15 protein-coding genes are annotated in these 14128 nt (G+C 70.7%); 9 read left to right on the forward strand and 6 right to left on the reverse strand.

Features of this window, described 5'->3' with window-relative positions; translation table 11 throughout:
• Window positions 1–31: 31 nt before the first annotated feature.
• Complete coding sequence (locus VGK78_RS07025; RefSeq protein WP_331526838.1) at window positions 32–859, reverse strand: IclR family transcriptional regulator domain-containing protein; 828 nt, start codon at window positions 857–859, stop codon at window positions 32–34.
• A gap of 11 nt (window positions 860–870) precedes the next feature.
• Complete coding sequence (locus VGK78_RS07030; RefSeq protein ID WP_331526840.1) at window positions 871–2334, reverse strand: amidohydrolase family protein; 1464 nt, start codon at window positions 2332–2334, stop codon at window positions 871–873.
• A 136-nt stretch (window positions 2335–2470) separates the two neighbouring features.
• On the opposite strand from VGK78_RS07030, the gene VGK78_RS07035 reads away from it, so the two are divergent.
• From VGK78_RS07035 to VGK78_RS07055, 5 genes are read left to right on the forward strand one after another with little or no spacing between them, the layout of a single operon-like run.
• Window positions 2471–3637, forward strand: a complete 1167-nt coding sequence (locus VGK78_RS07035; RefSeq protein ID WP_331526842.1) for a CoA transferase — start codon at window positions 2471–2473, stop codon at window positions 3635–3637.
• Complete coding sequence (locus tag VGK78_RS07040) at window positions 3634–4437, forward strand: citryl-CoA lyase (RefSeq protein WP_331526843.1); 804 nt, start codon at window positions 3634–3636, stop codon at window positions 4435–4437. The genes VGK78_RS07035 and VGK78_RS07040 overlap by 4 nt, the downstream gene beginning before the upstream one ends.
• Window positions 4438–4440: 3 nt before the next feature.
• The gene (locus VGK78_RS07045; protein WP_331526845.1) at window positions 4441–5304 is read left to right on the forward strand and encodes a hypothetical protein; all 864 of its coding nucleotides are present in this window, start codon (window positions 4441–4443) and stop codon (window positions 5302–5304) included.
• Entirely contained in the window at window positions 5301–5660 is a 360-nt protein-coding gene (locus tag VGK78_RS07050) for a hypothetical protein (protein WP_331526847.1), read from the forward strand. The genes VGK78_RS07045 and VGK78_RS07050 overlap by 4 nt, the downstream gene beginning before the upstream one ends.
• A gap of 8 nt (window positions 5661–5668) precedes the next feature.
• Complete coding sequence (locus VGK78_RS07055; RefSeq protein WP_331526849.1) at window positions 5669–6631, forward strand: zinc-binding alcohol dehydrogenase family protein; 963 nt, start codon at window positions 5669–5671, stop codon at window positions 6629–6631.
• Window positions 6632–6813: 182 nt separating this feature from the next.
• On the opposite strand, the gene VGK78_RS07060 is transcribed toward VGK78_RS07055, so the two are convergent.
• A complete protein-coding gene (locus VGK78_RS07060; protein ID WP_331526852.1) occupies window positions 6814–7932 on the reverse strand; it encodes a Vms1/Ankzf1 family peptidyl-tRNA hydrolase in 1119 nt (372 codons plus the stop codon).
• A 107-nt stretch (window positions 7933–8039) separates the two neighbouring features.
• Window positions 8040–9350, reverse strand: a complete 1311-nt coding sequence (locus VGK78_RS07065) for a hypothetical protein (protein ID WP_331526855.1) — start codon at window positions 9348–9350, stop codon at window positions 8040–8042.
• 278 nt (window positions 9351–9628) lie between these two features.
• Between VGK78_RS07065 and VGK78_RS07070 the strand changes: the two genes are divergently transcribed.
• Entirely contained in the window at window positions 9629–10546 is a 918-nt protein-coding gene (locus tag VGK78_RS07070; protein WP_331526857.1) for a 2-oxo acid dehydrogenase subunit E2, read from the forward strand.
• A complete protein-coding gene (locus VGK78_RS07075; protein ID WP_331526860.1) occupies window positions 10531–10941 on the forward strand; it encodes a nuclear transport factor 2 family protein in 411 nt (136 codons plus the stop codon). Before VGK78_RS07070 ends, VGK78_RS07075 begins: the two co-directional genes overlap by 16 nt.
• A gap of 150 nt (window positions 10942–11091) precedes the next feature.
• Here VGK78_RS07075 and VGK78_RS07080 read toward each other — a convergent pair whose 3' ends face one another.
• Together VGK78_RS07080 and VGK78_RS07085 are read right to left on the reverse strand one after the other, a co-directional pair.
• Window positions 11092–11988, reverse strand: coding sequence for an LLM class flavin-dependent oxidoreductase (locus tag VGK78_RS07080; RefSeq protein ID WP_331526861.1), 897 nt, complete (start codon window positions 11986–11988; stop codon window positions 11092–11094).
• 166 nt (window positions 11989–12154) lie between these two features.
• Window positions 12155–12607: a helix-turn-helix domain-containing protein gene (locus tag VGK78_RS07085; protein ID WP_331526863.1), complete on the reverse strand. Its 453-nt coding sequence runs from the start codon at window positions 12605–12607 to the stop codon at window positions 12155–12157.
• An 88-nt stretch (window positions 12608–12695) separates the two neighbouring features.
• On the opposite strand from VGK78_RS07085, the gene VGK78_RS07090 reads away from it, so the two are divergent.
• Together VGK78_RS07090 and VGK78_RS07095 are read left to right on the forward strand one after the other, a co-directional pair.
• Window positions 12696–13091: a pyridoxamine 5'-phosphate oxidase family protein gene (locus tag VGK78_RS07090; protein WP_331526866.1), complete on the forward strand. Its 396-nt coding sequence runs from the start codon at window positions 12696–12698 to the stop codon at window positions 13089–13091.
• 5 nt (window positions 13092–13096) lie between these two features.
• Entirely contained in the window at window positions 13097–13432 is a 336-nt protein-coding gene (locus tag VGK78_RS07095) for a hypothetical protein (RefSeq protein WP_331526868.1), read from the forward strand.
• Window positions 13433–14128: the final 696 nt, after the last annotated feature.

Here is a 14128-nt window from a genome sequence, read left to right on the forward strand (position 1 = left end):
ACCCGCGCCTCTCGACCAGGGGGACTCGGGGTCAGCTCGTCGCGCGTCTCTCGGAGGCCGCCGGCACCTCGTGATGCGGGCGCGACTGCCAGGTCGCCCAGTCGGCGCTTATGTCCCCGGCGGTGCGCAGGAGCCGGGGCAGGTGGTGCTCGAGGAGGTGCTCGGTCGAGGTCTCGGCGGCGTGGACGGTGACGTTCATGGCGGCGCGGACGGCGCCGGTGCCGTCGCGGACGGGGACGGCGACCGAACGGACGCCGGGAGCGAGCTCCTCGTCGGCCAGTGCCCACCCGCGGGCCCGGATCTGCGTGAGCTCGGCATCGAGGTCCTCGCGCGCGTGGCCGATGTACGGCGGGAGGCCGGAGCGCGAGGGGATGCTCAGGACGGCGGCCAGCTCGTCGGCGGGAAGGGCCGCGAGGAGCACCTTGCCCTGCGAGGTCTGCGGTGCCGGGAAGAGCGTGCCGATGTCGACCCGCAGGGCGATGATCTTCGGCACCGACACCCGGGCGACGTAGATGATGTCGCTGCCGTCGAGCTGAGCCATCGACGAGGACTCGCCGGTCTGCCGGACCAGCGCCTCGAGGTGCGGGCGGGCGACGTCCCAGAGGCCGAGCGACGCGACGTACGCCGTGCCCAGCGTGATGCACCGCGGCGTCAGCGAGAACGCCCCGTCGGCGGACCGGACGTAGCCGAGCTCCTCCAGCGTCAGAAGCAGACGTCGTGCGGTCGGCCGGGCCAGACCCGTCGCCGACGCCACGTCGGCCAGCGACATCGAGCGGTGGGACGCGTCGAAGCACCGGAGTACGTCGAGACCGCGCGCGAGCGCCTCGACGAAGTCCGGTCCCGAGCCACGTCCCGCCACGGGTGCAGACCCTACGATCCGGAGCCCGGCTCGCCGAACATCGATCCGCGGGCGCCGTGGGTCTTCTCGGACTGGAAGTCGGTGTACTGGTAGGGGTTGTCGAGCACCTTGCTCCCCGCGGGCATCTCGGGATGCATGCCGGCCTGCCAGGTCTCCTCTCCCATCGAGAAGCGCAGGTGCGCGATCGTGGCGTCGACGCTCCGGCGTACGGCGGCGGCGTCGAACCCCACCAGCTTCCCGTCCGCCTTCACCACGCGGCCGTCGACGATCACGGTGTGCACGTCGCCGCGCTGCGCCTGGAAGGCGACGTGGCCGTAGGGGTTCAGCAGCGGGAACGACACGGGTGAGGCGTCGTTCTTGATCAGGATGACGTCGGCCTTGGCGCCGGGGGTGATCCGGCCGAGGTCGTCGCGGCCGAGCGCGTGGGCGCCGCCGCGGGTCGCCCAGTGGACGACCTGCTCGGCGCGCAGCGACAGGGCCGTGACGGTGTCGCCCTTGACGTGGGCCTCGAGGTGCTCGCGGGACCGGTCGGCGCCGAGGGTGCTCCGCATCGCCGAGAACAGGTCGCCGCTCCACCACACGCTGGTGTCCTGCGACAGCGACACCGGGATGGCGTACTGCCGCACCTGCCAGGTCGGCGGGTAGCCCTGCCCGGCGCTCTGCTCGGACTCCGTCGACACCGAGATCGAGCCGCCGGACGCCGCGATCCGCTGGTAGGAGTCGGTGGTCAGGGTGGCCGAGTGCACGTAGATGTTCTCCGGGGCGGCGAAGCCGTTCTCGTGGATCAGCCGGATGCCGTCGTCGTTGGTCGCGCCCCAGACGCCGGCGTGCGTGGTCACCGGGAGCCCGAGCTCGCGGGCCGCCTCGAACGCCGCCCGCTCCGGGAACGACGGGTCGCCGGTCACGTCGAAGGCCAGCTGGAAGCCGAGCATGTCGCCGGTGCCGGTACGCCGTCGCTCGAAGAACTTGCGGACCTCCGGGTCGGCGGTCCACTCCCACGGCCCGGCCTGGATGTTGCCGTAGGCCAGCACGAACCTGCCCGGCGTCGCCTGCAGCGCGTCGACGGCCGCGTCGGCGTGGTCGACCGTCTGCAGGCCGTGCGACCAGTCGACGGTCGTGGTGACGCCTGCCTCGAGCGACTCCCACGCCGCGAGCAGGTTGCCCGCGTGGATGTCCTCGGGGCGGAACGCCTTGCCGTGCTCGAGGTAGTACCAGACGAAGTACTGCGTCAGCGTCCAGTCCGCGCCGTACGCCCGCATCGCGGTCTGCCACATGTGCCGGTGGGTGTCGATCATCCCCGGCATCACGATGCCGCCGGACGCGTCGACCTCCTGCGTGCCGTCGGGCACTTCCAGGCTCGGGCCCACCGCCTCGATCTTGTCGCCGACGACCAGGACGTCGGCCGCCTGGTGGATCGTGTGGCTGTCGTCCATGGTCAGCACGGTGCCGCCGCGGAGGACGATCGAGTCGGTCATGGGGCCCTCCCGTACAGTTGTCCGCTCACCGGTCAATCTCGACCTGTGCCGGCGCGGTGTCAAGGCCTTGACGCGCTGGATCGGCGCTGGTGGACTCGGGCGGACACCTGTCCGAACTGAGGTAAAGGACCGCACCTTGGCCGACCGTCCGACCGGACCGCTCTCCGGGCTCCTGGTCGCCGACTTCTCCCGGGTGCTGGCCGGGCCGTACGCCACGATGCTGCTGGCCGACCTCGGTGCGGACGTGGTCAAGATCGAGGCCCCGGGCGGCGACGACACCCGGGCCTGGACCCCGCCGGTGCGCGACGGCATCTCGACGTACTACCTCGCGGTCAACCGGAACAAGCGCTCGGTCGCGCTCGACCTCAAGGACGAGCACGATCGGGGTCTGGCCCGGGAGCTGGCCGGTCGCGCCGACGTGATGATCGAGAACTTCCGGCCCGGCGGGCTCGAGCGCTTCGGGCTCGGGTACGACGACGTGGCGGCCGGCAACCCGGGCATCGTCTACGCCTCGATCAGCGGCTTCGGTACGACGGACAAGGGCCGCGTGCTCCCCGGCTACGACCTGATCGTCCAGGCGATGTCCGGCCTGATGAGCCTGACCGGTGCCCCCGACACCGAGCCGTTCCGCTCCGGGATCTCGGTCTTCGACGTGATGGCCGGCATGCACGCGACCATCGGCATCCTGGCTGCGCTGAACGCCCGCCACGAGACCTGCCGCGGCCAGCACGTCGAAGTCAACCTGCTCTCCTCAGCGCTCTCCGGGATGGTCAACCAGACCAGTGCGTACGTCGCGGGCGGAGTCGTCCCGCAGCGGATGGGCAACAGCCACCCGAGCCTCTATCCCTACGAGCCGATCCCGTGCGCCGACGGCGAGCTGATCATCACCTCGGGCAACGACGTGCAGTTCCGCAAGCTGTGCGACGTGCTCGGTGCTCCCGAGCTCGCCGACGACCCGCGGTTCACGAGCATGGCGGTGCGCAACGCGCACCGGGAGGAGCTCCGGCCCCTGCTGGTCGAGCGACTGAAGGCCCGCACCAAGATGGAGTGGTTCCGCGACATCATCGCGGCGGGGGTGCCGTGCGGGCCGATCAACGACGTCTCCCAGGGCGTCGGGTTCGCCGAGGAGATCGGGCTCGAGCCGGTGGTCGAGGTCGGCGAGGGCGAGGCGATGGTGCCGTCGGTGCGGCATCCGATCACGCTCTCCGAGACGCCCGCGGACTACCGCTACCCGCCCCCCGCGCTCGACGAGCACGGAGCGGAGATACGGGCCTGGCTCTCCGGTGGAGGTGGTGACCGATGAGTGAGCTGGAGTTCCCGACGTCGCTCGGGACGTCGACGCCCGACGAGATCCGGCTGCTCGGGCAGAACCTCACCGAGGACCTGATGGGCAACGTCGGGTTCGGCGAGCTGGCCTTCTGGCTGGTGACGCTCCGCCGGCCGACGCCGTCGGAGGTCCGGGTGTTCGAGGCGGTGCTGGTCGCACTGGCCGACCACGGGTTCACCCCGACCGCGATCGCGGCGCGGCTCACCTACCTGTCCGCGCCCGACTCGCTCCAGGGTGCGCTGGCCTCCGGGCTGCTCGGAGGCGGTTCGCGGTTCCTGGGCGTCACCGAGGACTGCGGCCAGTACCTGCACGACGTACTCGAGGGGCGGACCGAGCTGCCCTCGGACGACGACGGCTGGGACGCGCTGGCCCTGGAGGCGGTACGCCGTACCCGCGAGGCCGGCCGGTACGTCCCGGGCCTCGGCCACCCCGTGCACAAGGAGCTCGATCCGCGCACCCCGCGGCTGGTCGCGATCGCCGAGGAGGAGGGGCTGCGCGGCCCGCACCTGCGGCTGTTCGAGGCGATCGGGCGTACACACGAGCAGGTCCTCGGGCGCCGTTTGCCGCTCAACGGCGCGGGTGTCTGCGGCGCGGCGCTCGCCGACCTCGGGCTGCCTGTCGAGCTGCTGCGCGGCTTCGCCCTGCTCGCCCGCGCCGCCGGTCTGCTCGGGCAGCTGGCCGAGGAGGCACGCCGTCCGATCGGGATGGACGCCTACCTCACCGTCGACCGCAACGCCGTCTACGTCGATCCCACGTCACCCCGAACGGAGGAGTAGGACATGGCCACCGTCGCCGCGGTCATCGCCTCGACCCACCATCCCTTCTACTACCGCGCCAGCACGAGCACCGGCGACGAGCGGCCCCCGTTCGCCGACGAGTGGCAGGCGAAGATCGAGGCGTTCCGCGAGACCCTGACCCGCGCCGAGCCCGACGTGCTGGTGATGGTCGGGAGCGACCACTTCCACCAGCTCTGGCTGGACAACATGCCGCAATTCCTGGTCGGCAAGGCGCCGTTCTACGACGCCAACTGGTACAACGAGGAGCGCGAGTTCGGCCTGCCGCGGTTCCGGCTCGAGGGGGACGAGGAGCTGTCGCAGCACCTCCTGCGCGGCGGGCTCGACCGCGACTTCGACCTCGCGTTCAGCAACGAGCTGCGCATCGACCACAGCATCACCTGCCCGATCATCACGCTGCGGCCGGACGCCGACCTGCCGATCGTGCCGGTCTACACCAACATCTTCGCGCCGCCGATGCCGCAGCCGAAGCGGTTCGTCCAGCTGGGGCAGGCGATCCGGGACATGGTGGAGTCGTGGGAGAGCGACAAGCGGGTCGCGATCATCGGCACCGGCCATCTCTCGCTGGAGCTCGGCGGGCCGCGTCAGTTCGGGGAGCACGGGCCCGACCCCGAGTTCGACCGGCAGGCGGTCGAGTGGATCGCGAACGGCGACATCGAGGGCTGCTGCGCCGACGTGACCCTCGACAGCCTGAACCTGCCGGGCAACGCGACCCACGGCTTCATGGACTTCATGCTGATGATGGGCGTCGCCGGGGACGGCGTGAAGGCGGACTACGTCGACTCGCTCGACCTGTTCCACACGATGGAGGCGTACTTCACCTGGTACCCGGAGGGGGCCCTCCGATGAGCAAGTACCTGCTGGACAAGTTCCTCTACACCGTCGACCGCGACCCGGAGCTCGTCGAGCGCTACCGCGAGGACCCGGCCGGAACGGTCGCCTGGTGGGAGGAGGAGATGGCGAACTCGATCCTCAACTGCCACTCGCACGAGCGGTCGACCTGGCTGGCCTTCACCGACGAGGAGCGCGACGTACTGGTCCGGCACGACCACGTCCGGCTGTTCGAGCTCGGCGCCCACCCGTTCCTGACCCTGACCCTCTTCATCGCGATGTTCGAGCGCGACCACGGTCCGCTGGAGTACCAGATCGGGTTCGGCCGGCGGCTGCAGCACTTCGACCTCCCTTACCCGGACATCGCCACATGAGCCCGGCGATGAGGGCCGCCGTCCTGCACACGCCGGGACAGCCACCGTCGTACGGCGAGCACCCGGCGCCGGCAAGCTCGCCGGGGGCGACGGTGGTGCGGGTGTCGGCGGCCCCGGTCGTGCCGCTCGACCTGATGTGCGCCTCGGGGGAGTCCTACTTCGGCGTGCCGGCCACCCCGTACGTGCCGGGTGGCCAGGGCGTCGGAGTGGTCGAGTCGTCGGAGTCGCTCGGGGCCGGCACCCGGGTGTGGTTCCTGGCGACCGCCGGGATGCAGCCCGGCGACGGCTCGCTCGCCGAGTGGTGCGCCGTTCCCGACGCGGACGTGGTCCCGATCGAGGCCGGGGTGCCGGACGAGATGGCGGCCGCCCTCGGACTGTCAGGGGTGGCGGCCTGGATGGCGCTGTCGTGGCGGGCCCGGCTGCAGTCCGGGGAGCGGGCGCTGGTGCTGGGTGGCGGCGGAGCCGTCGGTCAGGTGGGGATCGGCGCCGCGCGGGTGCTGGGCGCCTCGACGGTGGTGTCGGTGGCACGGCCTGCGTCGGTGCCACGGGCCTCGGCGGCCGGCGCGGACGTCGTCGTACCGCTCGAGGGGGATGTCAACGCGCTCACCTCGGCGCTCGCGGAGCACGCACCCTTCGATGTCGTGCTCGACCCGGTGTTCGGTGACGCCTCGACCGCGGCCTCGCGCAACCTGGCCGCGTTCGGGCGCCTGGTCAACCTCGGCGGCTCCTCGAGCGACCTCGCGACGTACTCCTCCTCGGCCCTCCGCAGCCGCACCGCCTCCCTCCTCGGCTACACGAACAACGCGATCACGCCCGAGCAGCGGCGCGAGGCGATCACCGCGGTCCTCACCCACGCCGCCGCCGGGCGGATCCGGATGCAGTACGACGTCCACCCGCTGGCCGAGGTGGAGCAAGTGTGGTCGCGCTTCGCGGGAGGCGAGTCGAGCACCCGCAACGTTTTCGTCCCCTGAGCCCGGTTCTCTGCGGGTGAGCGCCCGACGGCCCGCCGTGGGGGATGACGGCGGGCCGTACGCATCGGCCGGGCGGGTATGGCGTCGGCGGGCAGCAGCGCCGCGACGTACATCTGCATCAGCCGGGGCCGGGGAACGCTCCAGAGGCCTATCGCCGTGGTCCTACCCACTTCTGAGGCGGTCTACACCTCAGAACCGGACTTTGTTGAGTCGTCCCAACGCAGCAGCGCCGAGGCGCCACCGCCGTGCGCCATCGACGCAGGCAGCACGGTGAGATCGGCGCCGGTCAGCGCCGCCGCGGCGACCAGGACCCGGTCGGCCGGCAGCTCGTCGGCGTCGGCCGCCGAGGCGGGGAGCGGGAGCCCGTCGTACTGTCCCGGTTTGACGCTCTTCTCGGCCAACGCGGCGAGGTCGACGACCAGCTGCTCGACCTGACCCTTGACCAGCGCGCCGAGCACCTCGTCGATCCCGGTCGCGACGCCCTCCCCGCGGCCGCGGCCCTGGTCCAGCCGGGCGGCGACGTCGGCGTCCTCGGCCGCGACGAGCTGCCGGAGCTTCTCGTGGACCTCGCCCCAGAGCGCCTCCTCCGAGGCGCCCTCGGCGCGTCCACCGGACTCGATCTCGATGACCCCGTCGAAGCCGTGGTCCAGCGACTCGACCGCCCGGACCACCTCGGCTCGTGCGCGGACCTCACCGGCGACGAGCACGGCCCGCGCCCGATCGGCGAGTGCGGCCGACCGGACCGCCTCGGCGACCAGCTCGGCGTTCTCGTGCCAGCGGTTCTCTGCGGTCTGCTGGAACTGCTTCTGCGCCCAGTCACCCTCGGGGACCTTGGTGATGTAGTACGTCGCGCCGGTCACGGTCTCCTCGTCGACCGGCTCCTGCGAGGCCGCACGGTACGCCGAGACCTCGCCGCCGGTCCGGTCGACGACGGCGAGGACGAACGGGTAGGCCTGGTCCTCGATGTCGATCCACGGCGCCAGGTCGGGTAGGTCGGCCACGTCGACGACCTCCGGGTGCGGGTTGTGCCCGGCCTGGACGTCGTCGAGCAGGATCCGGTCCGCGGCGGCGACGATCGTGCGGCGTACCTCTCCCTGCACGTGGGTGTTCTCGTGGATGCGCTCGTCGATCTCGGGCACCAGCGAGTCGGGTATGGCGGCCCGCTCCAGCTCGTGCCGGATGCTGGTCCACCGCGACTCGACCTGCTCGGCGGCGTTCTCGTTGTTGCGACTCACGTCGACGTGCAGGGTCAGGTAGGGGCCGGGGGTCTCGAACACGGTGCGCAGTCGTTCCAGGTCCATGCCGGGTCCGTACCCGATGCCTGCCCGTCCACGCGGAAGGGGTCGTCCGCCTGAGAGGCACCTATCGCTTCCTCTCAGGCGGACGACCCGGTGGGGCAGGTCCGGAGTCAGCGCCTCCAGACGAAGACCTCTTCCCAGTCGTACTGGTCGCCGTCGACCAGGTTGGTCGCGTACGACTCGTAGACCAGGCTCCGGCCGTCGCTGCTGATCGCTGCGGCGGTGCTGGCGCTCCAGTTGTTGCTCTCGGTGCCGTCCCGCGACTGCGAGGCGCGGGTGATCGTGCCGCCGCGGAGGTCGGCCACGAACGCGTCCGGGTCGACGTCCGTGTCGGGCGCGAGGTCCGTGGCGTCGGAGCCGAAGCCGACGAAACGGCCCGTGCGCGAGAGGCTCGGCAGGTAGGAGTCGGCGTTCGCCGGCCCGTGCCCGGTGGCGCTGACCACGCGGACCGAGCGGTCGGCCAGCTTCATCCGGTAGACCTGCTCGAACTTACCGTCGGCGCCGGGCATCTTGGTCGAGCAGGTCGAGAACGCGACGTACCGACCGTCACCGGAGATCACCGGCCGCCCGGCGCTCCCCGCGGGGAACCCGGAGCACGGCGCGTAGTCCGGCTCGTGCCAGAAGCGCGTGGTCTTGCCGGTGGCGACGTTGCGCACCCAGAGGTCGTTGTCGTTGCCGAAGGTGACCAGCGTGCCGTCGTCGGAGATGTCACCGTCGCCGACCGAAGTCGCCACGTCGCGGCCCTTCGGCGTCAGCGACGCCTGCGCCGTCCAGCCCTTGGCCACGTCGTGGACGTAGACGTCCTCGCGCCGGTCCTGGTCCTTCTTGCCGAACGGCGCGAAGGACTGGAAGGTGACGCGCTTGCCGTTGCCGGAGATCACCGGGAAGAAGCTGTTCCTCTTGTACTGGCGTCCCTTGCTGTCGGCCGAGACCAGCCGCAGCTTGCCGGTGAACATGTCCTTGACGGCGACGTCGAGCACGCTGCCGTTGGTGTCCGGCACCAGGTTGGTGGCGTAGGTGGTGAACGCGACGTAGTGGCCGTCGTTGGAGATCGTCGGCTCGAAGCTGTAGTCGTTGCCGACGGTCCGGCCCTTGCGGCTGACCAGGACGGTGATGCCGTCGGCGGTGTCGCGGAGGTAGACGTCGTCGAGGCCGTTGGTGTCCTGCGGCACCAGCGCCGCCGCCGTCGAGAAGACGACGAAGCGACCGTCGGCCGACGCCACCTGGGCGGTGCCGTTGCTCATGCTCTTCGCGTCGGCCTGGGCGTCGGTGCCGTTGACGAGGACGACCTGCTCGTTGTGCGATGCCGCGGCGTACGCCCCATCGACCGTTCCGATCAGGGTGGTGGCCGCAGCGGCGAGCGCGAGGCCGGCCGCGACGGCCGGGGTTCGCAGACGGGTGGAACGGTGGTGCGTGGTCATGGCTGCTCCTTGAGAAGTTCAGGTGTGTGGGAGCAAGACGCGGCGTCGGGCGCAGAGGTTGCAATCGGCTCTGCAACCGGCTCTGCAACCGGCTTTGCAATCGGATGGCAGGGAGTTGGGCGGGCACCCGCCGTCGACGCCCGATCGATACCTACCCGGGGTGGCCCCACCACCGGGGCTCCCCTATGTTGGCTTCCGACTTCGAGCACCACGCATCGCCGAGCGTGGTGCGGCCCGCAATCTCTTTGGGGGATCACCGTTTGCCTCGGGTACTCCGCATGCCTGATGTCGCGGCCGACTCCGGCGAGGGCGTACTCGCCTCCTGGCTCGTCGAGGAGTCGGCGCGGTTCGAGGCTGCCCAGACGATCGCGTACGTCGAGACCGAGGACGAGCTGTTCAGCGTGGAGGCCGGGCGCCCCGGACTGTTGCTGAAGACCCTGGTCGAGCCCGGCACCCGGGTCGAGCCCGGCACTCCCATCGGCATCCTCGGCGAGCTGGGGGAGCAGGTCGCGGACCTCGAGGAGGTGCTGGCCGAGCTCGGCCTGGTACGCCGCCAGCGCGTCACGGCCTCCTCCCTGCTCGAGACACCGGTCGGCGGCCACCGCGCCGAGCGGCCGCCCCTCCTCGTGTCGCCGCTGGTCCAGCAAGCCGGCACCTCGGTGCTCGACGCGGGCGCAGCACCGGTGATCGAGGGAGGCGCCCTGGCCCGTCCCTCGGTGGGTGAGGAGGGCCCCCCGAACCGTTCGGAGACCGACCTCCAGCACCACTACATCCGCGCGCGAGTCCGGGTCGACCGGCTCGTCGCCCTCTCCTCCCGGCTCGAGCGCGACCGGCCCGAATCCAGCGTGCTCGACCTGGTCGCCCGCTCGGTGGTCGCCGCCCACCGGCAGGTGCCGCAGCTCGGCGTCGCCCGGATCGCCGACGACAAGGCGGCCCAGGTCGGCATCCCGGTCACCTACCCCGGCCGGTTCGGCGTCGAGGAGGCCGCAGCCGTGGTGCCGGACGGAGAGGCCGCGGCGCTCGCCGTCGGCGCGGTCCGCGACGAGCCGGTCATCGACGCCGGCGCCGTCATCCCGGGGAAGGTGATGACCCTGACCCTCTCCATCCGCGCCGGCCGGGTCGACGACGTGCAGGCGTCCCGCTGGCTGGCCGTCCTGGTGGCCCTCCTCGAACGACCGGAGTGGCTGATCGACTGATGGACCACGCCCGCGCCCAAGCCTGGCTCGACCGCTACGTCGCCGCCTGGAAGTCCTACGACGAAGCCGACATCGCCGCGCTCTTCAGCGAGGACGTCCGCTACCGCTACTACCCCCACGCCGACTGGGTCGTCGGCCGCGAGGCCGTGGTAGCCAGCTGGCTGGGCGAGTCGACCGATGCGCAGAGCTCCACCCGCGACGAGCCCGGCACCTACGACGCGACGTACACGCCGATCGCCGTCGACGGCGATGTCGTCGTCGCCACCGGGACCTCGACCTACACCGAGAGCCCCGGCGGCCCGGCGACGAAGGTCTTCGACAACTGCTTCGTGATGCGCTTCGACGACCAGGACCGCTGCCGCGAGTTCACCGAGTACTACACCAAGCGCACCTGACCGCGCCGCCGTTGGTTGAGGAGCGAGCTCTGGGCCGTTGGTTGAGGAGCGAGCTCTGCGCCGTTGGTTGAGGAGCGAGCTCTGGGCCGGTGGTTGAGGAGCGAGCTCTGCGAGCGTCTCGAAACCATCCGGCCCTCATACTTGAGCGGCTCACCGATCCAGATCAGCCAGCACCCTACCGACCGTCTCGATGGACTCTGCCGTGATCGGATCCAGCACCAGCTGCACGTGCGTGACCCCCGCAGCACCCAGCCCTCGCACGTGCTCGCCGAGGTCATCCGGCGTGACCGTGGTGACCGGCGCGTCGTACGTCTCTCCCATCACGCGTCCCCGGCCGCCCGGGAGCGTGACCAGCACCGCGGCGGTCGCGTCGACGTTCCGCCCCTCCGGCATGGCCGCATCGACCTCGGCCTTGATCTCCACGAACCGCTCGACGGAGTTGTCGTAGATGCTCCACCAGACGTTCCAGGCATCGACGACCGGCAGCCCGATGCTCAGCATGCGCGGGCTGTTCGAGCCCAGCATGATCGGCGGCCCGCCCTCGCGCGCCGGCGGAGGATCGAGCACGCAGTCGTCGACGTCGTAGAACTCACCATGGAACCTCGCCCGACCGTCGCGCAGCAACGGGGCGATCACCGCTAGGGCCTCAGCGAACCGCGACACCCGCCGGTCGTAGGCGAAGCCGAAGGCGTCGAACTCCCGTCGGTTCCAACCCGTTCCCAGGCCGACGATCAGCCTTCCCTGCGAGATCGCATCGACCGTGGCGGCCTGCTTGGCAAGCATCGCGGGCGCATGGAAGCTCGTCGACGCCACGAGCGGCCCCATCTCCACACGCTCCGTCACAGCCGCGATGGCGGCCAGAGTCGTCCACGCCTCGTAAGGTCCACGCGTCGATCCGTCCGGCAGGTCGTAGATCAGGTGGTCGCCGACCCAGACCGAGTCGTATCCGACCGCTTCGGCCCGCCGCGCCAGGTCGAGGTACTCCGGCCACGGCACGAACCTCTCCACCTCGGGCAGCTGGACACCGACCTTGCACGGGCGCGCCATGGAGCAACCCTACGGATCTAGGTGCTGCCTCGGAGTCCGCATCGAGCAACCGACCGTGGCTAGCGCTTTCGGATCCCGACCAGCTGCATTCCGCCGGGAGTCGGCGCGGTCTCGTCCCGCGTCCATTCGCCGCGAGACGGCTCGAACGTCGGCTGCCCGCGCGCCCTCAGGCTGCGGCTCCGGGCCCGGGCAGCACGTCGATGTCCGTGGCGTGCATGGGCTCCCCGCAGTGGCCGCACCGCGGGTCGACGTGGCTGATCTCGCCGCACGCGCGGTGGCGATACAAGACCGGCGGTCCGGCCTTCCCGGCGAGCCACTTGTCGCCCCATCGGACCATCGCCATGAGCACCTCGAAGAGCTCGGTTCCCCGCTCGGTCAGGTGGTACTCGTAGCGGGGCCTGTTGTCGTAGGGGCGCCGCTCGAGAACTCCGTGCTCGACGAGGTGGTTCAGCCGCTCGGTCAGGACCTTGCGAGAGATGCCGAGGTCCCGCTGGATCTGCTCGAAGCGATTCATCCCGACGAAGACATCGCGGATCACCAGCGGCGTCCACGGCTCCCCCATCACGGCGAGGGTGCGGGCGATCGAGCACGCCATGTCGCCGAAGTTCGTGCGCTGCATGGGATCAGCCTAACAGTCGGGGTTCCCTCAAGGAACTTCGCATGTTACGGTCATCGAGTCTCTTCAGGGAACTCCGAAAGGAACGACGATGACCACCCTCTCTGCCCTCGACCCCGACCTCGTCTCCGTGCTCGACGGCACCCCCATCGCCCACCTGGCGAGCGTCCTGCCCGACGGAGCACCGCACTCGGTGCCCGTCTGGGTCGGGACCCACGAGGGCCATGTCGTGATCATGACGGGGCCGGGCTCGCAGAAGGCGCGCAACCTCCGAGGCGACTCACGCGTCGCGATCTCCCTGACACCGCCGGACAACCCCTTCTACCCAGTGGTCCTGCGCGGCCGTGTCGTCACCTGGCTGTCCGGCGAGGAGGGATGGGCCGTCGTCGACGCGATCGCCGAGAAGTACATCCACGCGCCCTACGACCGCAGCCAGGAGCGGGTTGTCGCCCTGATCGCGGTCGACCACCACCGGATGGGAATGTGAGCGCCGTGAACGCCGTCACCGACGAGCAGATCCAGGAGCTGGCCGCGACGAGCAAGCCCTACAGCCTGGTCCAGCTGAGCTGGGCGCCGGGTCGGCACCAGTCGGGCGCCGACGCGATCGAGCGTGAGCACCAACGCCGGATGGTGTCGCTACGTGCCGAGGGCACGATCGCCGTCCTCTGCCCGGTCCTCTCCGAAGGACTCTGCGGGGTTGCGATCATGACCCAGACCGTGGAGCAAGCCCGCGCAACCATGGCCGCCGACCCGTGCGTGCAGGCCGGGATGATGACCGTCGACGTGCTCCCGTGCCTCGGATTCCCCGGCGACTCCCTGCCCGGGTGACTTCATCCAGCAAGCACAGACGCTCCGCCGCGACCGGCTCGGGAGCCGATCGCTGAGCTACCGAGATCGGGGGCAGCGCTATGCCGCGATGAGGTGCCTCTCGAGGACGCGTCATGCCGGCTGTCGGCGCGCGTCGACCGACTACTCATGCAGCCACTCTCCGGTTATCGCTCCAGGTCGATGAGAGATACCAGCCGGAGGTATGTGCGGCCGGGAGGAGTGCTGCCTGATTCTGCGCGGCACCCGGGCGTCTCGGCGTCGGCGGCGCATGGATGGCGGTTGTTCCCGCTTCCGCGTTGTGCCCCATGGTGCCTCCACCGAGCTCGGGCCTGTTCGAGCCCATCGTGGCAAAGCAGCCAAGCCTGACCCAGCCCAGCCCTGCCTGTCAGTGCGTCCCTGACACACCGAGGAAGAAGGAGAACCGCCTCCGTCGAAGCGACGCTCACACACGAGTCTTCATCGCGCGCCCGGGCCGCGTGGGTAGATCTCGGCCTGGGGGGGTGTGACGTGAACCGGCGCCCGGTCCGGATCACCAGTGCGGTACCCGTGTGCCACCTGGTGACTCGTAGGTACCGCACTATCAGCCGGAGCTCGGCGCGATCTCAATGCGCGTCGTATCGCCAGGACCGCACGGCTCTCCGGCGTCGCTCCGGCCGCCATGGGCGTCGAACGAATGAGGGTCGCGGCCGCGCTCAG

Source organism: Nocardioides sp. (genome assembly GCF_036503465.1).
GTDB lineage: Bacteria > Actinomycetota > Actinomycetes > Propionibacteriales > Nocardioidaceae > Nocardioides.